The organism is Sphaerospermopsis sp. LEGE 08334 (assembly GCF_015207205.1).
Classification (GTDB): domain Bacteria; phylum Cyanobacteriota; class Cyanobacteriia; order Cyanobacteriales; family Nostocaceae; genus Sphaerospermopsis.
The window spans coordinates 1-26,191 of record NZ_JADEXH010000030.1; the positions used below are offsets into that span (position 1 = coordinate 1).

Annotated in this window: 20 protein-coding genes and 1 tRNA gene; 13 read left to right on the plus strand and 8 right to left on the minus strand. The window is 37.2% G+C overall.

Annotated features, from left to right (window positions below; genetic code table 11):
* Nucleotides 1-416 precede the first annotated feature (416 nt).
* Both IQ237_RS16910 and IQ237_RS16915 read right to left on the minus strand, forming a co-directional pair.
* Nucleotides 417-490: transfer RNA gene (locus IQ237_RS16910), tRNA-Arg, on the minus strand.
* Between the two features lie 34 nt (nucleotides 491-524).
* Nucleotides 525-1,622, minus strand: a complete 1,098-nt coding sequence (locus IQ237_RS16915) for a tocopherol cyclase family protein (protein WP_194057175.1) — start codon at nucleotides 1,620-1,622, stop codon at nucleotides 525-527.
* A 71-nt stretch (nucleotides 1,623-1,693) separates the two neighbouring features.
* On the opposite strand from IQ237_RS16915, the gene IQ237_RS16920 reads away from it, so the two are divergent.
* The 3 genes from IQ237_RS16920 (at nucleotide 1,694) to IQ237_RS16930 (ending at nucleotide 5,726) form a co-directional block, all read left to right on the plus strand.
* A complete protein-coding gene (locus tag IQ237_RS16920; protein WP_194057177.1) occupies nucleotides 1,694-3,106 on the plus strand; it encodes a DnaJ domain-containing protein in 1,413 nt (470 codons plus the stop codon).
* A gap of 730 nt (nucleotides 3,107-3,836) precedes the next feature.
* Nucleotides 3,837-4,832: a mechanosensitive ion channel family protein gene (locus IQ237_RS16925; RefSeq protein WP_194057179.1), complete on the plus strand. Its 996-nt coding sequence runs from the start codon at nucleotides 3,837-3,839 to the stop codon at nucleotides 4,830-4,832.
* Nucleotides 4,833-5,075: 243 nt separating this feature from the next.
* Entirely contained in the window at nucleotides 5,076-5,726 is a 651-nt protein-coding gene (locus IQ237_RS16930) for a general stress protein (protein WP_194057181.1), read from the plus strand.
* Between the two features lie 130 nt (nucleotides 5,727-5,856).
* Here IQ237_RS16930 and IQ237_RS16935 read toward each other — a convergent pair whose 3' ends face one another.
* A complete protein-coding gene (locus IQ237_RS16935) occupies nucleotides 5,857-6,882 on the minus strand; it encodes an AI-2E family transporter (protein WP_194057183.1) in 1,026 nt (341 codons plus the stop codon).
* 632 nt (nucleotides 6,883-7,514) lie between these two features.
* Here IQ237_RS16935 and IQ237_RS26355 point away from each other — a divergent pair.
* From IQ237_RS26355 to IQ237_RS16965, 6 genes are all read left to right on the plus strand, one after another.
* Entirely contained in the window at nucleotides 7,515-7,820 is a 306-nt protein-coding gene (locus tag IQ237_RS26355) for a hypothetical protein (RefSeq protein ID WP_228020404.1), read from the plus strand.
* Nucleotides 7,821-8,183: 363 nt separating this feature from the next.
* The gene (locus tag IQ237_RS16945) at nucleotides 8,184-10,415 is read left to right on the plus strand and encodes a CHASE2 domain-containing serine/threonine-protein kinase (protein WP_194057187.1); all 2,232 of its coding nucleotides are present in this window, start codon (nucleotides 8,184-8,186) and stop codon (nucleotides 10,413-10,415) included.
* A 291-nt stretch (nucleotides 10,416-10,706) separates the two neighbouring features.
* Nucleotides 10,707-12,092 carry an ammonium transporter gene (locus IQ237_RS16950; RefSeq protein ID WP_194057189.1) on the plus strand — a complete coding sequence of 462 codons (1,386 nt, stop codon included), beginning with the start codon at nucleotides 10,707-10,709 and terminating at the stop codon, nucleotides 12,090-12,092.
* A gap of 266 nt (nucleotides 12,093-12,358) precedes the next feature.
* A complete protein-coding gene (locus IQ237_RS16955; protein WP_309225774.1) occupies nucleotides 12,359-13,189 on the plus strand; it encodes an SGNH/GDSL hydrolase family protein in 831 nt (276 codons plus the stop codon).
* Between the two features lie 222 nt (nucleotides 13,190-13,411).
* A complete protein-coding gene (locus IQ237_RS16960; protein WP_194057191.1) occupies nucleotides 13,412-14,611 on the plus strand; it encodes a 4-hydroxy-3-methylbut-2-enyl diphosphate reductase in 1,200 nt (399 codons plus the stop codon).
* Between the two features lie 881 nt (nucleotides 14,612-15,492).
* Nucleotides 15,493-17,115, plus strand: a complete 1,623-nt coding sequence (locus IQ237_RS16965; RefSeq protein WP_194057193.1) for a hypothetical protein — start codon at nucleotides 15,493-15,495, stop codon at nucleotides 17,113-17,115.
* A 13-nt stretch (nucleotides 17,116-17,128) separates the two neighbouring features.
* Here IQ237_RS16965 and IQ237_RS16970 read toward each other — a convergent pair whose 3' ends face one another.
* Nucleotides 17,129-17,335: a hypothetical protein gene (locus IQ237_RS16970; protein WP_194057195.1), complete on the minus strand. Its 207-nt coding sequence runs from the start codon at nucleotides 17,333-17,335 to the stop codon at nucleotides 17,129-17,131.
* Between the two features lie 436 nt (nucleotides 17,336-17,771).
* On the opposite strand from IQ237_RS16970, the gene IQ237_RS16975 reads away from it, so the two are divergent.
* Nucleotides 17,772-18,569: a Tab2/Atab2 family RNA-binding protein gene (locus IQ237_RS16975; RefSeq protein WP_194057197.1), complete on the plus strand. Its 798-nt coding sequence runs from the start codon at nucleotides 17,772-17,774 to the stop codon at nucleotides 18,567-18,569.
* Nucleotides 18,570-18,622: 53 nt separating this feature from the next.
* On the opposite strand, the gene IQ237_RS16980 is transcribed toward IQ237_RS16975, so the two are convergent.
* A complete protein-coding gene (locus tag IQ237_RS16980; protein WP_194057199.1) occupies nucleotides 18,623-19,426 on the minus strand; it encodes an SDR family oxidoreductase in 804 nt (267 codons plus the stop codon).
* A 205-nt stretch (nucleotides 19,427-19,631) separates the two neighbouring features.
* On the opposite strand from IQ237_RS16980, the gene IQ237_RS16985 reads away from it, so the two are divergent.
* Nucleotides 19,632-20,498 (plus strand): bile acid:sodium symporter family protein, encoded by an 867-nt coding sequence (locus IQ237_RS16985; RefSeq protein WP_194057201.1) that lies wholly within the window; start codon nucleotides 19,632-19,634, stop codon nucleotides 20,496-20,498.
* A 46-nt stretch (nucleotides 20,499-20,544) separates the two neighbouring features.
* On the opposite strand, the gene IQ237_RS16990 is transcribed toward IQ237_RS16985, so the two are convergent.
* Entirely contained in the window at nucleotides 20,545-22,659 is a 2,115-nt protein-coding gene (locus tag IQ237_RS16990; RefSeq protein WP_194057203.1) for an amylo-alpha-1,6-glucosidase, read from the minus strand.
* 237 nt (nucleotides 22,660-22,896) lie between these two features.
* On the opposite strand from IQ237_RS16990, the gene IQ237_RS16995 reads away from it, so the two are divergent.
* The gene (locus tag IQ237_RS16995; RefSeq protein WP_194057205.1) at nucleotides 22,897-23,499 is read left to right on the plus strand and encodes a peroxiredoxin; all 603 of its coding nucleotides are present in this window, start codon (nucleotides 22,897-22,899) and stop codon (nucleotides 23,497-23,499) included.
* A 181-nt stretch (nucleotides 23,500-23,680) separates the two neighbouring features.
* Nucleotides 23,681-24,217: a peroxiredoxin gene (locus tag IQ237_RS17000; RefSeq protein ID WP_194057207.1), complete on the plus strand. Its 537-nt coding sequence runs from the start codon at nucleotides 23,681-23,683 to the stop codon at nucleotides 24,215-24,217.
* Nucleotides 24,218-24,354: 137 nt separating this feature from the next.
* On the opposite strand, the gene IQ237_RS17005 is transcribed toward IQ237_RS17000, so the two are convergent.
* Together IQ237_RS17005 and IQ237_RS17010 are read right to left on the minus strand one after the other, a co-directional pair.
* On the minus strand, nucleotides 24,355-25,344 hold the full coding sequence (locus IQ237_RS17005) for a DnaJ C-terminal domain-containing protein (RefSeq protein WP_194057209.1): 990 nt from the start codon (nucleotides 25,342-25,344) through the stop codon (nucleotides 24,355-24,357).
* A 260-nt stretch (nucleotides 25,345-25,604) separates the two neighbouring features.
* Complete coding sequence (locus tag IQ237_RS17010; RefSeq protein ID WP_194057211.1) at nucleotides 25,605-26,096, minus strand: AAA family ATPase; 492 nt, start codon at nucleotides 26,094-26,096, stop codon at nucleotides 25,605-25,607.
* Between the last annotated feature and the right edge of the window lie 95 nt (nucleotides 26,097-26,191).

The window sequence follows — 26,191 nt, forward strand, 5'->3', positions numbered from 1 at the left end:
CAGACGTACTACCCAAAATGGGTTATGGGACGTAACTTGATGGAGAAGATTTTTTAGATCATTAAGGTTTCAAAAAATGCCCCCGGAGAAAGCTAAAACCTAGATTGTGTAAGGATTTCTTGTACAAATCCTTGCACAAATTGTATAAGGAGCTAAAAATCAATCCTTATACAATTTGTTGCACAAATCCTTGCACAATTCCTTATAGGATTTTGGAAAGGGTAAGAATATAAGATATATAAGCTAAATGTTAAAATTACTCATCACCCTACAAGAAAAACTTATCAATAAAAAGTTCTATCATTACTCACTTACCGCACGGTAAAATACCCTTAGTGAGTAACTATTGAGTAAACCTCTAAAATCACACTTTACCCAAAACTTAAAACCCTTATCTAGTAAGCAATGTAAATATACGGGACTGGTGCGACTTGAACGCACGGCCTGTCGCTTAGGAGGCGACCGCTCTATCCAACTGAGCTACAGCCCCAAATGAACAAACATCTACAATGATAGCAGTAGATTTAGTCAGAGTGCCAACTATTCTCCCAACTACCACCACCTATTTCTAAACCACAAAGATTACTCTGTGCTTTGAAAGTAATTTGAGTTTTACAACTACTGAATTCTCGCAATGTCAAGTCTAGCTTACCTTGCATGGTATCTCGGCAACAAATCGCTAAACCATTGCTGGTGGGTGCGCGTAGGGGTGTACCTGGTAAGTCAGTAGTTCCTGTTAATTCCACCTCATAGTGAGAATTTCTGGCTTGCATTTGCCATTTACCCCAAGGCTGAATTTGCCAGCTTACTTGTGAGTTCCAGGGAACAAATTCATAAAACTGCCCTTGATAATGGATACCAATCATGGCTACTGATTCCATCCACCATAATACACCACGTCTGCCACCACCAGCAGTTAAAGCTAAATCGGGTTCGTTGTCAAAACAATTACAATTGAGCCAAAACCATTTTTGAGGAAACGCACCACCCCAATTTTTTTCTCCGTAAGCTGGGGCGTTGGTAAATTCATAAATTTTACCATTCCAATCGATCCAACCAGTAGCTAAACCATGAGCCATTAAAATTTGCCAACCTGGTTCAAAAATCTGTGAAAAAGACAACCAGCCAGCGGTTGATTGCTGGATACTATTTTGATGTCCCCAACCATAAACAGGTTTAATTTCATACTGCCAACGGCAGTAATTACCAGTAGCAGGATCGGTGATTATGCCTTGATTTAAAGTAGCTGTAGCTTGATAACCTTCTTGAATATGGTGTGTAAAGTCACGGGGTAGGAGATAGTGAGGAGAGACTTTTAAGTTTGTTTTTCCCCAATGTCCTAAAGCTAACACATCTCGACTCGCCCAAAATTTGTTGACATTGGGAAATGTGCGACACAGATATTCATCATCTGGACCCAAGACTTGAGCAGCACCACCGCTATCAGGTTTCCCACCAATAGGATCTTCGATGGAATACATAAAAGCGAAGGTTTGCCCAATTTCCGGTAATGTAACGCGATAATACCAACCTTCAAAAAAGCGGCGACTTGTACCGTCCCAGTGGTAGCCGCTGTGAGGTGTTTGAGTTGAGTTGAGGAAGTTTTTGGGAATAATAAGCATAGATTCTCATTTTTTGGCTATTTTTTAGGATCTGCGATCGCTAACAACTATTACACCTATTACACCTCAATATGAACATTAATCAAGCTTACAAAATTCTGGGTTTAAAACTCGGTGCATCTATTGACGAAGTTAAACAAGCGTATCGTCAGATGGCTAAAACTTGGCATCCAGACAGATTTTTAGAATCCCAGCAAAAGCTGGCCGCAGAAGCAAAAATCAAGGAAATCAATCAAGCCTATGACACATTAAAATCTTATCAACCAACAGAGATAAATTCAGCGGCTTCTAGTTCCATCAAAGTTGATTCCAATCACACAACTGCGGAAACCTTCTACTATCGGGCAATGGAAAAAGCCCAAAAAGGTAAATATAGTGAAGCTATTGAAGATTTTACCCAAGCAATTCGTATGAACCCCAATTATATAGAAGCTTATAGATACCGGGGGCTTGCTTGTTCAAAATTGGGATATGAAAACAGGGCTAAATCTGATTTGAAAAATGCCAGAGAACTGGAAATTCAACTCAAAAAAGCCAAGCCTAAACCTGCATCACCACCACCGCAACCAACACCACCTCCTCAAGCAAACTCCCAACCAACTCCGTGGAAATGTCTACACACTTTCAATCATGAAAGCTATATTTTGAGCATGGCAATTAGTCCAGATGGTCAAACTCTAGCTAGTGCCAGTAGAAATCACACTATCAAGATTTGGCATTTCCACACCGGGAAATTGTTACATACTCTCGCTGGTCATACCAAAGCGGTTAGATGTCTAGCTTGGAGTCAGGATAGCCAAACTCTAACGAGTGCTGGTGATGACGGTAAAATAATGATTTGGCAGGTGTCTACAGGTAAACTACTCAACACACTAAAAATACATTCAACCGCTATTTTTTCCATTGTCATCTCTCCAGATGGTGAAACTGTCATGAGTGCTGGTGAAGATGGCACTATTAAAATTTCCCATCTGGGTATTGGACAGCTACTGCATATTCTCAAAGGTCATGCTAATTTTGTTTATTCTCTAGCTATATGTCCAAAAGGGCAAATTGCAGCTAGTGGAAGTGCTGACGATAGGGTAAAAGTTTGGAATTTGCGAAATCGAAAATCACTTCACACTCTCATAGGTCATTCGGGAGCAGTAACAAGTGTTGCAATCAGTCCCGACGGTAAAATTTTAGCTAGTGGTAGTCATGATCAGACTATCAAACTATGGCAGTTAGAAACCGGGAAACAACTACACACGCTCTCAGGACATTATGATCATGTTTGTTCCGTAGCGTTCAGCCCGGATGGCAAGATTTTAGCTAGTGGTTCTAAAGATAAGACAATTAAATTATGGCAAGTTGACACTGGGAATACCTTACGTACTTTTACAGGATTTGATGAAGCGGTGTATTCCATTGCCTTTAGTCCAAATGGTGAGACTTTAGCTGCCAGTAGTGGTGATAAAACTATTACCCTGCTTACAGATCAATGAGTCTGTAACTTTCAACAAAACTTGATCATTTTTAAGCAATATTTCACAATTGTTGCGAGATATTACAGAAAATCAACTTTAGTAAATATATCACACACAGTCAAAAATTCATGCTAGATTATTTTCATGGTACAGAAAGGTTAAAAGTTCAAACAAAAACAACTGAATTAGAGCCTGTACCTCCTGCTCTAATGTCATCGCAATCACGGTTAGGTTGTGGCTTCCAAGTGTTTTAGCCTTGATTTCATCGAGTTGTAATTGGAGGTTTTTGAACGCACAGCCAGAAATGCCTGCCTAGTTGGAATGAAGGATGCACAATCCTGATTGGCAGATTGCGAACCGGGTCCACCTTAGTTGATGTAGTCAATTCGGATTTTCCCATTTTTTTGAATTATTTAGTTACAAACAAACCACTGTAATTTGCTGATGTCTCTCTGTCGCAACTTACGGTGGTTTATGGTTTGGGTAGCTTTCAATAATGGACAATTAACAATGAACAATTGACAATTACCGCTTTGGTTAAAGAGGATTAAAAAAGCGGAATTTTTTGGTTTTTTCTCCTGGAAAGGGGCGGTTTTAAACCTGTAATGAAACAATTATCAATTATCAATTGTCAATTATCAATTGATAAAATCTCTCTGCTAGTTAACAAATTTATCACCCTCAGTTAGATTCGTACTGCATGATTTTTTAACTATCATCATCAGCGACTGATGAGTGAGGCAGCAGGATGAAAGCAGAGATATCTGTACTTTGGGACAAAGTGCAAGCAATGATGAACGGGTTCATTGCGTTGCTACCTAATATATTTTTAGCGTTTATTGTTTTTACAATTTTTGTTTATATTGGTAGAGCTATTAAACGACTGGTTAAACGCTTAACTCGTCATTACCGCTATGCACGTAATTTAGGCATGGTGTTAGGCAGGTTGGCTCAAGGTACTACTATATTAGTAGGTTTGTTTATCTCTCTTTCCATAGTAATTCCTTCATTAAAAGCCGGAGATTTAGTACAATTATTGGGAATTAGTGGAGTCGCAATTGGTTTTGCATTTCGGGATATTTTGCAAAACTTTTTAGCAGGTATTTTAATTTTATTAACTGAACCTTTTCAAATTGATGATCAAATAGTTTTTAAAGGTTTTGAAGGCACAGTAGAAAATATTGAAACCAGAGCGACAACCATTAAAACTTATGATGGTAGGCGAATTGTTATTCCTAATTCTGAGTTATTTACTAATTCCGTGACAGTGAATACTGCTTTTGAAAATCGCCGTTTAGAGTATGATATTGGTGTAGGTTACGGTGATGATATTGAGAGGACAAAGCAATTAATGATGGAAGCATTACATAGTGTAGATGTAGTGTTAAAAGACCCAGCACCGGATGTATTAGTAATGGAATTAGCTGATAGTGCAGTGAATATTCGCGCTCGATGGTGGATTAAACCGCCCCGGTGGTCCGATGCGTTAGATTCAAGGGATAAAGTGATATCTGCAATTAAACAAAAACTATATGTAGAAAATGGTATTGATTTACCTTATCCTACCACACAGGTTTTATTTCATGACCAAACAGAAGAAACAGATGGCCATCGCTCCCGACAAAGAGAAGGTTGGCCAGCAGGAAAAAATGAAGTTCCCAAACCTCGTAGTATTAGCGGTTCTTTGAGAAAATTAATAGAAATGCAAAATGGTAATAGTAAAGCAGATCCTCACAGGGAATAGGTGACTGGGGAAGAAAATTTTAGATTTTAGATTGGATTTGACAAAAATAATCCAAAATCAAAAATCAAAAATAAATAACTCCTGACTCCTGACTCCTTTGATAGATAACAAACTAAACCTATAGAGAGATGAAGATATAGGTTCAAAAACAGAAAATTAAATAAGTGACTATAGAAAAAATTACCGATTTGTTTACTTATTTATTTATTCGTAAACACAATGGTAATTATGTCAGGAGGTAAAATGACATCTCAAAAATATCAACGTGCCATTGGGACATTTGCTAACCGTCAACAAGCAGAAGAAGCACTCCATGAATTAAGAAAATCAGGTTTTCCTATGAACAGAGTTTCTGTGTTAGCAAAAGACACAGATCGTAATGAACAAATTGCCGGAGCGCAGGTTAAAGATCGTGGTGACACGGAAGCTCAAGAAGGTGCTGGTATTGGTGCAACAACAGGCACAGTTTTGGGAGGTCTTGGTGGTTTACTTGTAGGTTTAGAAGCTTTAATTATACCTGGAGCGGGTCCTTTTCTAGCAGCGGGTACTATTGCCACTACCTTAGCGGGTGCAGGTATTGGTGCTGCCGCAGGTGGTATAATTGGCGCTCTGACAGGTTTGGGTATTCCTGAAGAAGAAGCTAGAGATTACAGTGAACGAGTATCTCAAGGGGAATACTTGGTCATTTTAGAAGGTTCTGAGGACGAAATTAGACGTGCAGCTTCTATTTTGAGTCGTCAAGGTATTCGGGGTTGGAGAGTAGATGATATCTCCAATGGTTCTTATAGTTCTGAAGTACCTCCCACCAGTACAGTCAAGGGAGAAACAGAAAGATATCCTGGTGTAACTACTACGGAAAAAGAAGTGGAAATCATTGATAGAAGACTTACATAAAACAGAACGAAAGTAGGGGTAATTCATGAATCACCCCTACGCAAGAATCAGGTTTTTAGTCCAATATTGCGTAATTCCTAAAATAAAATAATTAATCAGTAATTTATGAGAGATGAACAAGCGTTTTCCCCTAATTACTATGCCAGTGATCTAGTATATCTTTAACTAAAACTTCTTTAATCCAAGTTTGTAAAATAATTACTAAAGGTACAGCTAAAAATACACCTAAAAATCCAAAAAAGCTACCAAAAATAACGACTGCTAATATAGTAACTGCTGGCAAAAGCGATACCTGACTTTTCATAAGTAAGGGTACTAAAATTAGACTTTCCACTTGTTGAATACCAAAATATAAAATGATCACTGCTACGGCTTTCCAAGGAGCTTCATTCAGGGCGAGTAAAGCCGGAGGAATTACACTTAAAGTAGGACCAACATTAGGAATAAATTCTAATAATCCTGCTAAAAGTGCATTTATTAATGGCAATGGTATTCCTAAAATTAGTAAACCAATATAGCTCATCATGGCAATAGCTAACATGGCTAAAAGTGTACCTCTAATCCAACCGACTAAAGAATTAGCACACTTTGTTAAAATATGATCAACTCGCGGACGATAAAAGGCAGGAAAAAGCATAATAAAACCCCGTCGATAAGTGCCAGGGTTGGCTAGAAACATAACAGTCAGCACCAAGAAAAGCAGTAATCCTAAAACGATAGTAAAAGAGCTATTGAGTAAAATAAAAAAGTTTCTAATTATTTGATTTACCCAAGTTTGAACACCTTGAGTTAAATATTGGAGTCCGCGAATATTTTCTAAAATATTATCTGGAATTACACGAATTAACCAATTATTCCAAGAGTTAATTCTTTCTAGTGCCATTGGTATTAAATTACTAAATTGTTGTAATTGATCAATAATACTAGGAACTATCAATAAAGCAAAAATTATTATTATTAGTAATAACAAACCAATGGATATAGAAACGGCTAAACTCCTCCGCATCCTCATTTTCTGTAAAAATCTCACTATTTGATTTAATACTGTTGCTAAGGCTACAGCTGCAAAGGCAATTAGAATTATTTGCCGAATTTGCCAAATAATATAAAGAGATATAATCAGTGCGAGTAAGCCTAGCCATTGCCCAAAACGCACAATGTCGCCTCCACAATAATTTCAAGTTTATAAAGTTTATTTTTCAGGTTTATTTTTCAGTCAGGTTTATTTAAAGGTTTATTTAAAGTTTATAGCGATGATTCTATATTTTGCCCTTTTAGTTGTTAAAACAAAACTTCTTAAAGACTGATTTTTTACATAGATGTAGAAAATATTTTTATGCCTATTTAATTAAAAATTAAACCCATGATTCATTCTAGGGTTAGAGGGCAATTAATAGATAAATAGATAAATAGATAAGTTTATATCTTGTTAATTAATGAAAATATTGAATTAGGAATATGTACTATGGCTTTGTATAAAATTGAGCCTTACTTTTACGATATCAATGATGACAGGATGAGAAATTATGAACAAAGATTTTTGAGAATGCGAAATCGAGATACTGTAGAAATGTGTTAATAATTTAGGAGTCAGGATGTGCGGGAAGTAGGGGAGATAAGACCCTAGTCCCCTGTCACTAGTCCCCTGTTACCTGACACAAGGTGATACAGGCTTTAGGAAAAGATGTGTGATTATATTTGTGATTGTGGCAAACATCGAGTATCATGCAAGCTGTTTAATCTAAAAATATAGTTAAATATAGTTGTTTCTGTGCAGGGGAAGAAAAAATGAGGGTTTGGCTTGCCTGTTTCTTTGTATTATTTGCTTTGGCAGAATTTTTTGACTGGGTGAAAGACTTATCTTTACCATTACCTATCTATATTTTAGGAGGAGCATTTTTAGCGGTTGTTTCCAATTACGATCAAATTGTAGGTTCTTATTTCAGTGAAGTACAAGCAGAAATATTACCAGAACCATCAAAGTTAGACGCATCAACTCCATCAACTCCAATTTCATCAACCATTTCATCAAATCCCATTGCTGTCACAATGCTAACTCCTGTAGAAGAAGTTAACAAACCCTCACAGGAATAAATGTTTCTGCCGATAGCTATTGGCAGGTTAAAAACTTGTTCTTCTTGCTCCTGTGTCAGTTTATTTTCGGAGATTAGTTTGATTTGCATTGTTTCAATTTTAGCTTTTAGAACTTGATATCATATTACACATCTTGTGAAAATTATGGCAAGGATAATTCATGAATTGTCTCTAGTACAGGTTTCCAGTTATGCAGATTTAATGATTACAAAATGTCTATTGATAATACAAAAGTTCTTATCTAAAATCAGCCACAGTATTTAAAGTCAGTATTTAAAGTTGAAGGGAGCAAATTCTGACGTACAATGTATAATCTCTCTAGCTTTAGCCCAGAGAGTGTCAACAAACTAGGTTATTTCCACAGTGATTAATGAAATTTTAGTAAAAATCCGTGCTTTTCTCCTGCAAGATAAAGGTTCACCTTTAACTTTTAGTGTCCCTAATTTCCTATCAATTATTCTCTTTACTAGTGCGGGAGTGACAGCTTTAGTTTGGGGAGTGAGTGAACTCAAATGGTTACAAACTAAGGAGTTAAGCATTTATGATCAGATGTTGCGTTCGCGAAGCGTTTTGCAAAAATCGCGCCCTCAAGAACCTCCTGATAACAGAATTTTATTAGTGACAATTACTCAAGAGGATCTGAAGAGGGAAAAATGGCCTTTATCAGATCAAACTATTAATAAATTACTAAAAAAATTAGAGTCTTATCAACCCCGTGTCATTGGTTTAAATATTTATCGACATGAGCAAAACAATTTAGCTGCTAATCTCAAAAAGCCAAATCAAATTATTGCCACTTGCTTATTAAGTAACATTGGTAGATCAGAAGTTGCCCCACCTCCCAATTTTCCTATAGATAATATCGGCTTTGATGATGTAGTTACTGATAACGCGGTTGATCAAGTTATTCGTCGCGGTTTATTATTTGTTGATTATACAACAGAAGATCGTCAATGTAAAACTAGATTTTCCTTTGCTGCTTTATTAGCTATTATTTATTTAGAAAAACAAGGTATTGAATATAGTTTTACTGAAAAACAAGAATTACAAATAGGTCAAACTATTTTTTCCCGCTTATATAAAGACGCAGGTAATTATCAAGATACAGATGACGATGGCTATCAAATTTTATTAAATTACCGTCACCCGAATAACCTAGCTAAACAAGTTACTCTCACAGAAATTCTCACAGATCAAGTTAACCCCAATTGGGTAAAAGATCGCTTGGTAATTATTGGAACTACTGCGGCTAGTGTACATCCTGGTTACTATACACCTTATAGCAGTTTATCAGACCAACCAGCGAGAACTCCTCGTGTTTTTATTCATGCCCAAATAGCCAGTCAAATTATTAGTACAGTGATCGATGGTAGACCTTTAATGTCTTATTGGCAAGACGGTTTTGAATGGTTGTGGATTTGGGTTTGTGCTTGTATTGGTGCTATTTTAGCATGGCAATGGCGACATCCTTTAATGTTAATAACAGTAGAGTTTTTCATTATTATTGGTATTCTGGGAATTGCGGCTGGGTTGTATTTGCAAGCAATATGGATACCATTATTTACACCTTCTTTAGCTTTAGTTATTAGTAGTGTTGCTGTCATGGGTTACACGACTTATCAAACCCAAAAACAAAACCAAGAGATTCGGCTACAAGTTGAACAACAACAAGAAGCTATTGCTCAAATCAGCTTACTATTGGATCAATCAACACAACTGCCATCGGATTTTAACAACTTTGATTTTTCAGAAATATCAAAATTCCCAACAGATGATTTATTGTTAGCTGGACGTTACAAAATTTTAAAAACTCTTGCTTCCGGTGGTTTTGGATGTACTTATTTGGCAGAAGATACACAACAAAAAGGTAATCCTATTTGTGTAGTTAAACAATTAATGCCCGCCCGTCGAGATCCAAGATTTATGGAAGTTGCCCGTAGATTATTTAATACGGAAGCGGAAATTTTAGCAGTTGTGGGTAAACATCCTCAAATTCCTGAATTGTTTGCTTCTTTTGAAGAACATCAAGAATTTTATTTAGTTCAAGAATATATTATTGGACATACTTTAAGTGAAGAATTACCCCCAGAAACAGGTGTTAAAAGTGAAGCTTATGTTGTAGATATGTTGAAAGAAATTTTAGAAATTTTATCATTTATTCATCAACGCCATGTAATTCATCGGGATATTAAACCTACAAATATTATGCGACGTACAGAAGATAATCGTTTGGTGTTAATAGATTTTGGTGCTGTCAAATTAATTCAACCACGAATAGAAGGAGAAACGGAATTAGCTACTGTTGCTATCGGCACAAGAGGTTATTCACCACCAGAACAATTTGCCGGTCATCCTCGCTTATCCAGTGATATTTATGCTTTAGGTATGATTGGTATTCAAGCTATTACTGGTATACCACCCCAAGAACTACAAGCAAATCCCGAAACTGGTAATATTATGTGGCGAAACAGAATTAATGTTAGCGATGAATTAGCAGCAATTTTAGATAAGATGGTTTGTTATCATTTTGGCGATCGCTATCAGTCCGCTAACGCAGTTATTCAAGATTTGAAGTCATTAGTCATTAGTCATTAGTCATTAGTCATTGGGAACAGGGAACAGCTAAAAGGTTATTCTCCCTATCTCCCTATTTTTTTCTTAAAAGTATGTTTATACAAGTCAATGATGCAATTTTTTACATTAAACTATGCAAATAATACATAAGTAAATTTCTATGTTTACGATTAGAAACTATGATGAATATTATTTTTTTGTTAAGGTTCTCCCAAAAGGAAATTTGAGTAACTTCCAAACATACATAGTATCAAAAATCACGTTATTCAAATAAGTAATGTGAAGTAATTCGGTGCATAGGAACAAAAACAAGTGCTGAAGAAATTTGTAATAATTGGGGTTTTAACCCTATGTTTGTTAGCATTCCCACTCATGGGTAATGCGTTAGCCCAAGGAACAGGTACACCACCTGATCCTGATAGTGGAGATACGGCATTTGTGCTGATTTCATCTGCACTGGTATTGTTAATGACACCAGGATTAGCGTTTTTTTATGGTGGGTTTGTGCGATCGCGCAATATCCTCAACACCTTAATGATGAGTTTCGTGTTGATGGCCATTGTCGGAGTCACCTGGGTTTTGTGGGGTTATAGCCTATCTTTTGCCCCTGGTTTACCCTTCATCGGTGGCTTAGAGTGGTTAGGGTTAAACGGTGTCGGTTTAGAAACCAGCGGATATTTGCAAGGTTCAGCCCCAGAAGATGTGCTTTCCTATGCGGGAACAATACCGCATCAAGCATACATGATCTATCAAGCTATGTTTGCAATTATTACCCCAGCGTTAATTTCTGGGGCGATCGCCGAACGGATGAGTTTCCGCGCCTATTGCCTATTTGTGCTATTGTGGTCAACCTTTATCTACACCCCCCTAGCGCACATGGTTTGGGCAAAGGGTGGATTTTTGGGCTTATACGGTGGTTTAGGCGCTCTTGACTTTGCTGGTGGTACAGTAGTACATATTAGTTCAGGGGTTTCTGCATTAGTGGCCGCCATAGTTCTCGGACCAAGGAAAAACCACCCAGATCGTCTGAGTCCACCCCATAACGTCCCCTTCATTTTATTGGGTGCTGGCTTACTTTGGTTTGGCTGGTTTGGCTTTAACGCTGGTAGCGCCTTATCTGCGGGTAGTATTGCCACAGTAGCTTTCGTTGCTACCAACACCTCAGCCGCCGCAGGTGCGTTAATGTGGCTAATTTTAGAAGCAACCCTGAGAGGAAAACCCACCGCCGTAGGTGCTGCTACAGGTGCAGTAGCAGGTTTAGTTGGTATTACTCCCGCCGCAGGATTTGTCACACCCTTAGCAGCGATATTAATAGGTTTTATTACTTCTCTTGTTTGCTTCTATGTGGTAAGTTTCAAGCACAAGCTGAATGTTGATGATGCCTTAGACACCTATCCTGTACATGGTGTGGGTGGAACACTAGGAGCAATTTTAACCGCTATCTTTGCTACTACCGAAGTCAACCCAGGCGGGAAAGATGGGCTATTACGTGGTAATTTTGGGGAAATATTTGTAGAATTGGCAGCGATCGCCATAGCTTATATCATCGCGGCTGCTGGTACATGGATCATCCTCAAATTTATTGATGCTACCATTGGTCTGCGTGTAAAAGAGGAAGCAGAAAACCAAGGTTTAGATATCCACGAACACGGAGAAGAAGGTTATAACTCCGAGTTTGGCGATCGCATTAACATTTAGGGTGACTGGTGACTGGTGACTGGGCTATTAATCTTTCCCATCTCCCCATCATTCCACCTCCCCTGGTTACTCAACAATTGGTTATTTTTTATTTGCAAGTCAGTGAGATCCCCAGCTTCTTAAAGAATTTGGGGAACTTATTATTTAAGATTCAAAGGCAAAATTACTAAATTTTTGTAAACTTGATGTAAATTTAACTTACTCGGCATTAACTGACCACAGAACGCATTTTGAATTTTGAATTTTGAATTTTGAATTTTTGAATCGTGTCCACTTCCGCAAAACCATTTCCAATCTGGGGATTTTTCTTACTGGTGACAAACGGTATCCTGATGTTAGCCATCATTTTGCTGATTTGGCGACAGCAGAAATTGACTACTGCCTTTGCAACTAGCACTCGCCCACAACCAGTCAACCTCAACCCTCAAAACCAAGTTTTCGTACCAGAGTTAGGACCACGTCATAAACTAAATTACCAACAATGGCTAAACATTCTTAAACAAGAAGCCAAAGTAGCAGCCGAAAAACCGCCAGAAAAATTAACCATATTGGCTGGAGACTCTTTAAGTTTATGGTTTCCACCTGATTTATTGCCAGAAGGCAAAAATTGGTTAAATCAGGGAATTTCTGGTGAAACTAGCGAAGGATTATTAAAAAGATTAGAGTTATTTGACCGTACCAAACCAGAAGTCATTTTAATCATGATTGGCATTAATGACATGATTCGCGGCGTAGGTGACGAAGAAATTTTAGCCAATCAAAAACAAATCATCCGTTATCTACGGAAAAAGCACCCCAAAGCCAAAATTGTTCTACAGTCGATTTTGCCACATGGGGGAGAAGAAGCAACTTGGGAAGGACGGGAAAAACTATTAGCTATTCCTAACAGTCGTATTCGCAAGTTAAACGAGGAACTGAAAAAAATAGCGAATCAACAAAGAATTAAATATGTCAACTTACATCCCTTGTTCACTGACAAGCAAGGTGATCTGCGTCGAGAATTTAGCACCGACGGTTTACACCTCAATCCCCAAGGTTACACCGTTTGGCGCACTGCATTACAGATTTACAATGAACAGGTGACAGGTGACAGGTGACAGGTAACAGGTGACTGGTGACTGGTGACAGTCTATAGGCAGGGGAGCAGGGGGAAAAGATTTTTAGTAATGACTAATGACTAATGACTAATGACTAATGACTAATGACTAATGACTAATGACTAATGACTAATGACTAATGACTAATGACTAATGACTAATGACTGAATTGTCTCCTATCAAGAGAAAATAAGAAATATTGATTTTAGCAGACAACACCAAATGGATACCAAAGCTTTTAAACGCAGCCTCCAACATTCAGAAAATTACAATCGGAAAGGATTTGGACATAAAGCAGAAGTGTCCACTCAGTTGCAGTCTGAGTATGAAAGTAGCTTAATTCAAGAGATACGCGATCGCAACTACATCCTTCAAAGAGGTAATGTTACTATCCGACTAGCACAAGCATTTGGATTTTGCTGGGGTGTAGAACGTGCCGTAGCAATGGCCTATGAAACTCGTCAGCACTTCCCCACAGAACGCATCTGGATCACCAACGAAATAATTCACAATCCTTCTGTGAATCAACGGATGCAAGAAATGGAAGTCCAATTTATTCCTGTTGAAGCCAACAAAAAAGACTTTTCTGTTGTGGATCAAGGTGATGTAGTCATCCTACCCGCCTTTGGTGCCAGCGTCCAAGAAATGCAAATTTTACATGATAAAGGTTGCCAAATTGTTGATACAACTTGTCCTTGGGTTTCCAAAGTTTGGAATACAGTTGAAAAACACAAAAAAGGCGAATTTACCTCAATTATTCACGGTAAGTACAAACACGAAGAAACCGTTGCTACCAGTTCCTTTGCAGGTAAATATCTGATTGTTTTGAATTTACAAGAAGCCGAATATGTGGCCAAATATATTCTCAATGGTGGCAACCGTGAGGAATTTTTAACCAAGTTTGCTAAAGCTTTTTCGGATGGATTTGATCCTGACAAAGATTTAGAAAAAGTCGGTATTGCTAACCAAACTACCATGCTCAAAGGTGAAACCGAACAAATTGGTAAACTCTTTGAGAAAACCATGATGCAGAAATATGGACCTGCCGCATTAAATCAACATTTTCAAAGTTTCAACACCATCTGTGACGCTACCCAAGAAAGACAAGATGCCATGTTGGAATTAGTCGAACACAATTTAGATTTAATAGTAGTAATTGGTGGTTTTAATTCTTCAAATACTACACAATTACAACAGATAGCTTTTGACCGAAATATTCCTTCCTATCACATTGATAGAGTTGGGCGCATTCTCTCTGCTAACGCCATCGAACATCGGCAATTAACTGGAGAATTGACAATAGCAGAAAACTGGCTACCGGAGGGAGAAATAGTTGTTGGTGTTACCTCTGGAGCTTCTACACCTGATAAAGTTGTAGAAGATATCATTGAGAAAATTTTTGCTTTAAAAGCAAACTGGTAAGTAGGTCAACATAATTAAACATAAAATGTTGAAAAGCTAGATCCCCTACTTCTGTGATAAGTGGGGGATCTGGATATTACGCTAGTTTCCAATCACCAATCACCAATCACCAGCTATTTGGCATTTTGGCAATCATGTACTAAAGTAACTTGATATATTACAGAAATTACCAAGATGTTTTTCATTATTATACTGTGGACGGGTGAAAACCCGTCTCTTTTGTCATTTTGGCAGAAACTGAAAAATTAATTGTGCTATATTGATCAAAATTGCAGAGATTAATGAATCAAACAATTTACGCAGTTTAAATTACTGTTTTGATTGTTGATGTCATTGAAAATCCTGACAACCTATTGAATGTTATTTCTACTATTTTTTTTATATTCCAAGGTGTATTGCCACTTTCAAGCTATTAGTGCGGACGGGATAACCCCCGTCCTTTTTTATTTGGGGTAATAACTGAATTTTTGGCAACCGGATCATCTATTATCAGTTTTTCGCATATTTGCATACATCCTCTGGGAAGATGCAGCCACAAAACCAGACAGGTTAAATTACTTTGGGATGTTGTTATGCACTGGATTTATAGCAAGGTTTGGTTAACCACCAAACCTTTTTTGTGTGTCAACATTAAGAATTTCAGCTTTGCCAGGATCGCTACATCTGGTAGGTAGGAAACAGGGGACTGGTGACTGGGGAGAAAAATTTTAGATTTTAGATTTTAGATTGGAATTGACAAAAACAATCCAAAATCCAAAATAAAAAAACTCCTGCCCCCTGCCTCGTGCTATAAGTTATACCTGTTTTGTGAAATTGTACTTTTTTTGTACAATGTAAAAATTTCAACTCATAACTATAAGCAACTGCGACTGAAAACCCAGATGGACAAGCACTCGCGCAAGTTGAAACCAAAAGCAGCTAGAACTCATCAGTCTCATGCTGATGCAAGGAAAAGGATAGCTAAAAAATCTGAAAAACAGTCTCGATGGCGCAGTTGGTTGTTGTCAACCTTGGCCTGGTCTATATTGTTAGGTAGTTCTGGTGTGATTATCGCTTTTGGCTGGATTAGTATTCTCTTTATTATGAATCCAGAGCAGGTTAGCTGGCTAAATGAATATTTACCAGAAGAGGCGAAAATCCCTGTTAGTAAAAAAGACATCCCCAAAACCCTGGCAGAAATCGAGCTTTCCTTAAAGAAACAAAACCGGATAGTTGGAGAAAGTCTCGCTTTAGATGCTGCTGTCAATCAGAAAAATAATCAAAAGTCACAAAAGCCAAATTTGTTTCTACTGCCAATTTTTCAAAAGCGTAATAATTGCCAGTCTGATTGTCAAGAACTGGTGGAATTGAGGGTTTATCAACGCTCCAAAGAAATGGAATTTCAACTGCAATCAGAAACACACTACCATTTGGTAACACAACTGGCTATTTCTGGACTTACAAAATCATTTGTAGAAGCTCCCGTTGGTAAAAATATTTTAGAGTCAGAAAACCAGGATAAAAATAGTAAATTACCTTTTACTCAGATCACAGCTTTTAATGATTCTCAATTATCACCAGGGTTCTGGTTTTATTTAAAGGGTGAACATAAACAAGAAGATACAGCCATAGTCTATGGACAGATTATTCATTACAATCCCCTACTTCGCAGTTTACAGCAAATGTTATCTTGGAAAAACACTAATGGGCAATTACCAAAATGGCAACAGGTAACTGGTAGTAATACAAAAGAGTTATTGATTGATCAAACACTAGATGTAGAGCCATATTTCCAGGTTTACCAAGTCAAAGAAGGCAAATTAGTTAAAAATTCTGTTTTACTAGAACCAATTACTCTCAAATCAGTATTTGAAGATTTTGGGTATCAAAAGTCCCTATTATTGGCGCGAAATGGACTTTGGACACCTGCTCATGCTTGGTTAACTTCTCTCCAGAAACAGCGTAAACAGCCTTTTTCTGATGCTGTGAAAGCACAAATTGATTTTATTCATCTCCATTCTCAATTTACCAAAATTCAAGCTGATAAAAATTGGGCTAGTCCTAGTCAACAAGTGCTGACTGATTTAATTGATGGTCGTTGGGAACAAGCTTTACAAGTTTTGACCACATCTACTAATAATGGTCAAGAAATTTCTAACTTACTTAAATCTGATAGAGGTAGGTTATGGAATCGGTCAACGGTGGCTTTACGACTTAACCCTGCTAGACGCGCTGCTTTAGCTTGGGCATATTTAATATTAACTGTACAAAGAGGAGAAGAACGGGCTAATTCTTGGTTGCAAGGACAACCTAATATTAGTGATGATACTATACTCTATCTTCAAGATTTATTGGCAAAACTCAATGGTAAAGTAACGAGTGATCATCAAAGTCAAATTATTGGTAGACTGCAAAAAATTACGGGAGCAATGCAATTTTCTGGGATGACTCCAACGGGAGAGCGATCGCTAAATTCAAAATCCCCACCTCTTGATTATCAGAGAAGGGGATATAATCATTATTAATTGAATAATTTCCTTAACGCGATGGATTACCCTGATTAGGACTACCCGCTACTTTATCTTCACCAGGTGCTTCTGGAGTAGCAGTTTCTCTAGCTTGACTTTTTTCAGCAGTACCAGTTTTGCGAATGTCCTCTTCTATGGGAGTTTGATAACCACCAGAAGCTGCTGGTGTACTTTCTTTATGTTCAGATTTTGATTGTTTTTTTGATTTGGAACTCATGAAGTAAATAAACTCCGATTAATCTGCGTTTTATATTAATAATTTAAAAATCCAAAATTTATCTATCATCAGTATTGTTTTAACATCTATCACTTAATACTCACAGGAATAGGAAAAATTAACTAACTTATCTCCAAAGTATGAAAAACAAATGACTTATGATTACTCCCCTCCTGACTTATGGTAATTTTTCTGCTTTATATCAAGTTCGGATAATCACTTACAATATAACTTGTTGGTTAATAATTATCTTTTCCCAATTACCAGCCTCAACAGATATGATAAGTATTCAACCGGATATGATATCATTCCTTTGTGTACTTTGCGTACTTTGCGGTTAATCAAGAAAAAATTTGTCAGCTACACCAAAACCTAACTAATTCACGCCATTTTATGGTAAAAATTAAATTGACAACAAAAAACATCAGTATTAATCATGAGTCTAATTTGGCAAGTTGATTTTTATCGCAGTCCCCAAAAAGATACAGCAGGAAAGATATTATGGGATTTATTGATTTGTGATCCAAGTCGTAGCTTTGAATATATCGCCACCTGTCCCCAATCTCAAGCAAATTCCAATTGGTTAACAGAACATTTTAAACTAGCAGCTAAGGAAAAATTACCTGATATTATTCAAGTTTTTCGTCCTCAAGCTTTAAGTTTAATTACAGCAGTAGCGAATAATTTAGAAATTGAAATTGAAGCTACCCGTCGCACTCAAGCGTTAAAACAATGGTTGCAAGAAAAGCAATATTCCTTAGTTATTGATAAACCACCACCAACACCATTACCAGAAAATCTCTGGGGTGAAGAATGGCGTTTTGCAAATATTCAAGCTGGTGATATTATTGATGAATTTGCAGATCGTCCGATTCCGGTTTTACAAATTCCAGAATTTCTACAACCAATTAATTTAGGTTTAGCTTCAACTGTTCCTATTCCCGGTGTGATAATTTATGGTGGTAGACAATCTTTGCGTTTAGCAAGATGGTTACAAGAAACTAACCCTGTGAGTTTAAATTATATTCCTGGTTCACCTGATGGGTTAATTTTAGAAGCAGGTTTAGCAGATAGATGGATTTTAGCAACTTTTGAAGATGCAGAAGTAAAAGCAGCAGCTAAAGTTTATGAACAACGCAAACAATTAAGTAAAGGTTTGCATTTTTTATTAGTGCAACCTGATGATTCAGGAATGACTTTTAGCGGTTGTTGGTTGTTAAAAGAGGAACAGTAAAATTATTTTTAATGCAAGTAAATATTCTGACTCCTGACTCCTAAATTCTGAAATTATTTCCTCAATTCGTGCATACTTCTGACAATTTTGGTAACGATATTTCTAGGTGCAAATCGCACGGATCTGGCTAATATTTGATTTCTAATTCCGGGAATAGCAATGGTTTTATTTGCCATTAAACTATCATAACCAATTTTCGCCACAGTTTCAGTTGTCATCATTCTATTAACATGAGAAATTTTTGATTCTTCCATTGCTGCGGATTTTTGAAATTTGGATGCGGTAGGACCAGGACAAAGGGTAGTTACTGTGACTCCTGTACCTTCTAATTCATTGGCGATCGCCTCTGAAAATGATAACACATAAGCTTTACTCGCAAAATAAACCGCCATCAAAGGACCAGGTTGAAATGCAGCAACAGAAGCAACATTTAATATCTTCCCATGTCCTTGACTAATCATATCCTTGAGAAATAATTTAGTTAAATGGGTGAGACTGACAATGTTAATTTGTAACAATTTCAATTCTTGTGTCAGGTTCGTTTCGCTAAATACTCCATAAGTACCAATTCCAGCATTATTTACTAATACATCAATTTTAATTCCTGCTATTTGTAACTCGTTAAATATTTCCTCTGGAGAATTGGATATAGATAAATCCTTAACTAAGATTTTTACAGAGATACCCAATTTATTAATAAAATCATCAGCAATTTTTCTTAAATTTTCTGCGTCTTTATCTATCAACACCAAACTGTAACTATGTCTAGCAAAAATATAAGCTAATTGATAGCCAATTCCGTGTGCTGATCCTGTAATCAGTACGTTTTTTTGTCGAGTTTCTTGTTTATTTTCCATGTGATTTAATAAGTAATTTTACTTTCGTTTATTCAAATTGCCATTAAAATAACATTATGCAAAATGAAGTTTGTAGCAATTACATTAACTTTATTAGTTGACAATTTTCAAATCTGTATTTTTTGATTCATTATTGATTGACAAATGTTTATAAATCATGAAATACTAATTATTGGTTTCATTAATTGTTTAATTAAATACAGATATGCAAGCAAGTTTTTTAAGTTCAGTTGTTCTACCTCTATCCTTAGCGATCATTATGTTAGGAATGGGATTATCTCTTGTACCAGAAGATTTCCAAAGAGTAACTAAATATCCCAAAGCAGTCGCTATTGGTTTGACAAGTCAATTAATTTTCTTACCTATTATTGGTTTTATCATTGCTAAAGTTGTACCGATGCAACCAACAATTGCAATGGGGTTAATGATAGTTGCATTGTGTCCAGGGGGAGTATCTTCAAATATTATTACCTTTCTTGCAAAGGGTGATGTTGCACTTTCTGTCACTCTCACTGCTTTTAGTAGTTTAATTACAGTGTTGACAATTCCCATTTTTGGCAACCTTGCATATCAACATTTTCTAGGTGAAACTGCTACTATTGCTTTACCTATTTTACCGACAATATTACAAATTTTTATTATGACTATTGTTCCTATTTGTCTAGGAATGATAGTCAGAAAATTGTTTCCTAAGTTTGCGATTTCTTTGGAAAAAGTAACCAACCGTCTCGCAGGAGGACTATTAGCTTTAATTATTCTTTTGTTAGTTATTCGTGAGTGGGAAAAACTTCCTGGTTTTCTTGTTCAAGTTGGTGTTGGTGTGGTTCTGTTGAATACTATTTCTATGTTTTTGGGTTTTTATCTGAGCAAACTTTTAAATCTCAATCCTGCTCAACAAATCTGTATTGCAATTGAAGTCGGGCTACAAAATGGTACACTAGCTATAGCTATTACTGCGGGAATTTTGAATAATCCTGATATGGCCATACCCGCAGCAGTTTACGCTTTATATATGAATGTTACAGGTTTTCTGGCTATTTTGTATGGGAGAAAGTTAGCTGCAAATCAATGAATTTCCTATCAATCTTAATTTCTCTTTGCGCCTTTGCGTGAGAAAATTATTGATAATGTCTAATCACCTCAGCAACAGACCAAGCTTGAGCGATCGCACCTCTGGGAGAATGGGGTGCATCACCATCAAAAATTTCCGAAATTGAACCTAAACAACCATTAGATGAAAAATGATCTAACAAAGGTTTCCAGTCAAAAGGTAAGGGTGTTTCCGGATAAAAACGTTCCCAAGATCGAATATAAGCACCGATCAACCAAGTCCAAACCGTACCTTGATGATAAGAGCGATCGCGTTGTTCGGGACTTCCTTCACATTTTCCCTGATATTCTGGATCACTAGGATCAAGACTTCGCAAACCATAGGGAGTCAATAACCTATAAGTCGCTAAGTCTAAAACTTTTTGTCCTTGTTCTTGAGAAAAAGCACAATGATATAAAGATAAAGCTAAAATAGCATTGGGGCGAATTTGGGAATTACGACTATCATCTAAATCAATTAGATCATATAAATAACCTAACTGGGGATGCCAAAATTTTTGTAAGGATATTTTTACCAGTTCTGCTTGTTGTTGATAACGTTGTTTTTGACTGATTAAACGACTAGAATGATCTATATATTCATGACTTAAATGTTCTGACCATTTACTTAACCAACATAATGCAGAATACCATAAAGCATTGATTTCCACTGCTTTACCGCAACGTGGTGTGACAGGTATTCCTTCTACCATTGCATCCATCCAAGTTAATGCTACACCTTGAGCATCCCAAGAAACCAAACCATCAATAGCGTCAACTTGAATATTATAACGAGTACCGCTAATAAAAGCTTTATGAATTTGCTGCACAATGGGAAATTGTTCTAATAAAAATTCCCAATCTTGAGTCGTTTCTAAATAAAGTCCTAAAATTTCAATCCACCATAAAGCAGCATCAATACTATTATAAAATGGTTCGTTTTCTACATCAGGAAAAGTATTCGGTATGAGTCCATGACGACAGTAACTACCAAAGGTTTTTAACAGTCCTTTAGCAATTTCAAAACGTCCTGTTGCTAATGTTAATCCTGGTAAAGCAATTAATGTATCTCTTCCCCAATCATTAAACCAATGATATCCTGCAATTACCGTAGGACCTGCTATGGAATCACGATAAACTATAAATTGATCACTAGCTTTGAGTAGTTGTTTTTGAATAGGTGACAGGTGATAAGTGACTGGTGAAAGTAAAGAGGAAAGTGTCAAAAAAGAATTTTCTCCTCTCCTTCCGATTTCCTCATCTCCCCACCCAAAAATCTGCGCTATTCTTGCTTGTTCTATTACTACTGCTTCTGTAAAACTATCAGGTGAAAACAATTCTTGGGATTCTTGGGAGTCGGGGAAACCTACTTTAGCTTCTAGGGTGACTGTATCTCCTGGTTGCAAGTTTACGGTTAAATAACCAGGACTATATAAATCTTGGCGATCGCCTAATCCCCTTTTTGTTTCTTCTGGTAAACTATAATTCCAATACCATAACTCATCTACTTGATATTTTCCCTGAGTCCATCGTAAATGCCAAGGTGTACCAAAGTTACCACAAAATTTACCCCAGTTATTCATTTGTAAACACAATATATTTTGATGGAGTAATTGGGAAAACTGGATTTTTTCGTTACCTATTTGTTGATGGTGAAAATTGCGATCGCCTATAAACAACCTTAACCTTAAAATCCCTTTCTCTTTCCCCTCATACCGATATTCAATCAAAACTCTCTGAGAATTGGATAATTGGGCAAAATCTTCTCCCCCTGCTCCCTGCTCCCTGCTCCCCTGCTTTTCCCAAGACCCATTTGGCATTACCAAACGCCTAGATAACTGCCAATTATCCCCACTCCACACCCATTTGGGAACTGGGTTATGATCAAACTGTTGTAAAAATTTATATCCTGTTGGTTCAATTTTACCCGTACCCCAAAGATTTGTTCCCAGTGCTATAACTTTTTCTGATATTTCTAAACTTGCTTCTAAATGGGAAAGTAGTAATTTTCTGCCTGAAGGTGGATTTGTAGCCGCAAATAACCAACCATGATAAGTCCGTGTATGCACATCCGCAACTGTACCACTGGCAAAACCACCTAAGCCATTAGTTAGTAACCATTCTCTTGTATCTAAATCAAACATTGGCTTTTAAATTGGTAGCGGGTAATGGGTAGTTGGTAATTGGTAATGGGTAATTGGTAAAAACTCTTAACTATCAACTATCAACTATCAACTATCACCTGTTCTCAAAATCGTAATGACTATGATATAGTCGTAACAGATTGTAACTAAACTGTGATGAGCGTGGAGGGAAAGGTTGATATCACCCAGATACCCACGCCAAAAAATGGATATAAAACTCAAGGAGAACTAGGTTAAATGTCACTCAATAATGGATGTCTTCGTGTTGGTCAACAGGCTCCCGATTTTACAGCAACAGCTGTAGCAGATCAAGAATTTAAGACCATCAAACTTTCTGACTATCGCGGCAAGTATGTAGTCCTGTTTTTCTACCCCTTAGACTTTACCTTTGTTTGCCCCACCGAGATCACAGCATTCAGCGATCGCTACGAAGAATTTAAAACACTAAACACAGAAATTTTAGGTGTTTCCGTAGATAGCGAATTTTCTCACCTCGCTTGGATTCAAACAGATCGTAAATCTGGGGGTGTTGGTGACTTAAATTATCCCCTAGTTTCCGACATCAAGAAAGAAATTAGCGCAGACTATAACGTTCTCGATCCAGCAGCTGGTATTGCTTTGCGTGGTTTGTTTATCATTGATAAAGATGGTGTAATTCAACATTCTACTATTAATAACTTAGCATTTGGTCGCAGTGTAGATGAAACATTGCGTACTTTACAAGCTATTCAGCACGTTCAATCTCACCCAGACGAAGTTTGTCCTGCTGGTTGGCAACCCGGAGAAAAAACAATGGTTCCCGATCCTGTGAAGTCTAAAGTTTACTTCGCAGCAGTGTAGGTGACTGGGGACTGGTGATTGGTGATTGGTGATTGGTGAAGAAAATTTTAGATTTTAGATTTTAGATTTTAGATTGGAGTTCATCAAATACAATCCAAAATCCAAAATCCAAAATCCAAAATTGAATTACCCATTACCCATTACCCATTCTTAATTTTTAAATTTTAACTTTTAATTATTTATGTTGACATCAACAGATTTTACAGGTTTATTGAACGAGCGATTTTTCCGTAATTTGTTACCCAAACCAGCACTCGATGAGTTAAGATTGACAATATTAACACCTGACTTTAAATTAACAGATGTTACCAATAATCGCACAATCAAATTATCAGACTATCGTGGTCAACAGCCTGTTATTTTAGCATTTACGAGAATTTTTACAGAAAAACAATATTGTCCTTTTTGCTATCCTCATATTAAAGCATTAAATGAAAATTATGAGGAATTTACAAAACGGGGTATAGAAATTTTAATGATCACCAGCACAGATAAACACCAAAGTCAAGCAGTAGTAAGAGACTTAGGATTAAAAATGCCTTTATTAATAAATCCTAGTTGTCATATTTTTAGAACATATCACACAGGGCAAGCATTAGGAGCGCCCTTACCAGCGCAGTTTGTACTAGATAAAGATGGGAAATTAATTTACAGACATTTATTTTCTTTCTTGGATCACAATGCTAGTGTAGAGACATTACTGGCACAATTTCAATGATCGAGTGACAGAAGTGTTCGCAGCATTTAGACAAATGTTAATGGCAAGAATGGCATCAAGTAAGTAGGTAACAGGTGACAGGTGACAGACAAACACAAAAGTTTATTCTTCACCTACACCCTTAAACCCTTACACCCCTATAATTTCACCTGTGATAAATGACTGCGGGGGTTGTAGGTACGAATAGCGCGGAGTTTTTCATAATATTCCCTTTCTTGTGGGGTAAGGTCTTTGGGGGGTGCGATCGCCACTTTCACAAATTGATCACCGCGTCCACCCTTAGCCAGAGGCCAACCTTTACCACGTAACCGCAGAGACTGACCAGAACGCACCCCTGCTGGTAACTTAACATTCACACTACCATCAGGAGTAGGAACATCAATAGAAGCACCTAAAGCAGCTTCATCAGGAGTTATCGGTACTTCACAAAGAAGATGATCACCTTCAAATTGGAAAAAAGAATGGGGTTGCAGTTCCACCTTTAAATATAAATCTCCCCGTTGTTGAGTCATGGGGTTAACTTGACCTTTACCCCGTACCCGCAACCGAGTACCGGTTTTTGCACCTGCGGGAATACGAACATCTATAGTTTCATTACCTAGACTAAACCGTTTTTGAACTCCTGCGAATCCTTCCGCAAAACTGAGACTAATGGTATATTCACTATCTTGGGCAGCACCACCGCCCATATCTTGAAAACCAAAATCATTAAAACCGCCAAAACCTGTACCTGGTTTACCTGTAGAGGTACGATAGGAATAACTTTGTCTGTTGGTGCGTGGTCCTGCACCACCAAATAAATCATTAATGAAATCATTAAAACTGCCGTATTGACCAAAGTCAAAACCGCTCATATCTACCCCTGCTCCACCAGGGAAACCACCTTCTCCTACCTGCCGCCAATATTGTCCATACTGATCATATTTTTTGCGTTTATCTGGATCAGAGAGAACTTCGTAAGCTTCGTTAACTTCTTTAAATTTTGCTTCTGCTTGTTTATTACCAGGGTTAACATCGGGGTGGTATTTACGGGCGAGTTTACGAAAAGCTTGTTTAATTTCTTCTGGAGTGGCAGTTTTAGTAATTCCTAAAATTGAGTAATAGTCTTTAAAATCGGTTGCAGCCATCTACCAGCCTCCTGTAAAAATTTAGGTAAAGTTAGGTTATGTTTTTTTTCTAAGATATTGAGATTTACTGTTTGCCTGGTCTAATGCCCGGAAACAGGATGATAATCCTAAATTAGCAAAGAATAGCAAAAATCCAGTGTGGTTGTCGCTCAAAGTTCCAGCGAAATTACCGTACTCTTGAGGAGGCAGGAGGAGAAAATTTTAGATTTTAGATTTTAGATTGGAGATGACAAAAATAATCCAAAATCCAAAATCAAAAATCAAAAATCAAAAATTGTATCACCAATCACCCCACCTGACTTATAAAGTATTTTATCTAGTCCTTCATCTAAGCTGGGGGGAGCGTCCCGAAGTTGGCGGTGCATTCGCAAAATAACGTCTTCTGGAACTTGGCGATCGCGTTTTTTATTGCGTGTTAAACATAACCAAACGGGAGTTCTTACCCATATACCAGTAATGTGAGTAAAACCAGTGTGACGGGCTAATTCTATAACTTCCCGGCGATTTCTTCTTTGGGCGTTAGTAGCATCAAAAATGGTGGGTATATTGGCAATAGTGGCTTGTTGAAACTGTCTTTCAACTTCTTGCCAAATCAAAAACCAAGGACCTTGAGTGGCTTGAGAACCAAAAAGCCGCCCTCGGATAGCATCTGTAGAAATGAGTTGCATCTGAGGGCATTCTGTTAGTAATTGTGCAGCCAATGTTGATTTACCGCTACCAGGAAGACCAATTAGTAAAAGTAGTTTAGTCATTGGGAATAGGTGACAGGTGACAGGTGACAGATGACAGTAAAGAGAATAGAGAATAGATTATTTTCCTTTTGCCTCTTGCCTTCTGTTCCCTGTTC

Bases quoted from the DNA above. Each gene is read 5' to 3' on its own strand.
- IQ237_RS16930 (WP_194057181.1), top strand. From the start codon at position 5,076: ATGACATCTCAAAAATATCAACGTGCCATTGGGACATTTGCTAACCGT.
- IQ237_RS16960 (WP_194057191.1), top strand. From the start codon at position 13,412: ATGGATACCAAAGCTTTTAAACGCAGCCTCCAACATTCAGAAAATTAC.
- IQ237_RS16925 (WP_194057179.1), top strand. From the start codon at position 3,837: ATGAAAGCAGAGATATCTGTACTTTGGGACAAAGTGCAAGCAATGATG.
- IQ237_RS16975 (WP_194057197.1), top strand. From the start codon at position 17,772: ATGAGTCTAATTTGGCAAGTTGATTTTTATCGCAGTCCCCAAAAAGAT.
- IQ237_RS17000 (WP_194057207.1), top strand. From the start codon at position 23,681: ATGTTGACATCAACAGATTTTACAGGTTTATTGAACGAGCGATTTTTC.
- IQ237_RS17005 (WP_194057209.1), bottom strand. From the start codon at position 25,344: ATGGCTGCAACCGATTTTAAAGACTATTACTCAATTTTAGGAATTACT.
- IQ237_RS16990 (WP_194057203.1), bottom strand. From the start codon at position 22,659: ATGTTTGATTTAGATACAAGAGAATGGTTACTAACTAATGGCTTAGGT.
- IQ237_RS16995 (WP_194057205.1), top strand. From the start codon at position 22,897: ATGTCACTCAATAATGGATGTCTTCGTGTTGGTCAACAGGCTCCCGAT.
- IQ237_RS16965 (WP_194057193.1), top strand. From the start codon at position 15,493: ATGGACAAGCACTCGCGCAAGTTGAAACCAAAAGCAGCTAGAACTCAT.
- IQ237_RS16985 (WP_194057201.1), top strand. From the start codon at position 19,632: ATGCAAGCAAGTTTTTTAAGTTCAGTTGTTCTACCTCTATCCTTAGCG.
- IQ237_RS16920 (WP_194057177.1), top strand. From the start codon at position 1,694: ATGAACATTAATCAAGCTTACAAAATTCTGGGTTTAAAACTCGGTGCA.
- IQ237_RS16970 (WP_194057195.1), bottom strand. From the start codon at position 17,335: ATGAGTTCCAAATCAAAAAAACAATCAAAATCTGAACATAAAGAAAGT.
- IQ237_RS17010 (WP_194057211.1), bottom strand. From the start codon at position 26,096: ATGACTAAACTACTTTTACTAATTGGTCTTCCTGGTAGCGGTAAATCA.
- IQ237_RS16915 (WP_194057175.1), bottom strand. From the start codon at position 1,622: ATGCTTATTATTCCCAAAAACTTCCTCAACTCAACTCAAACACCTCAC.
- IQ237_RS16980 (WP_194057199.1), bottom strand. From the start codon at position 19,426: ATGGAAAATAAACAAGAAACTCGACAAAAAAACGTACTGATTACAGGA.
- IQ237_RS26355 (WP_228020404.1), top strand. From the start codon at position 7,515: ATGAGGGTTTGGCTTGCCTGTTTCTTTGTATTATTTGCTTTGGCAGAA.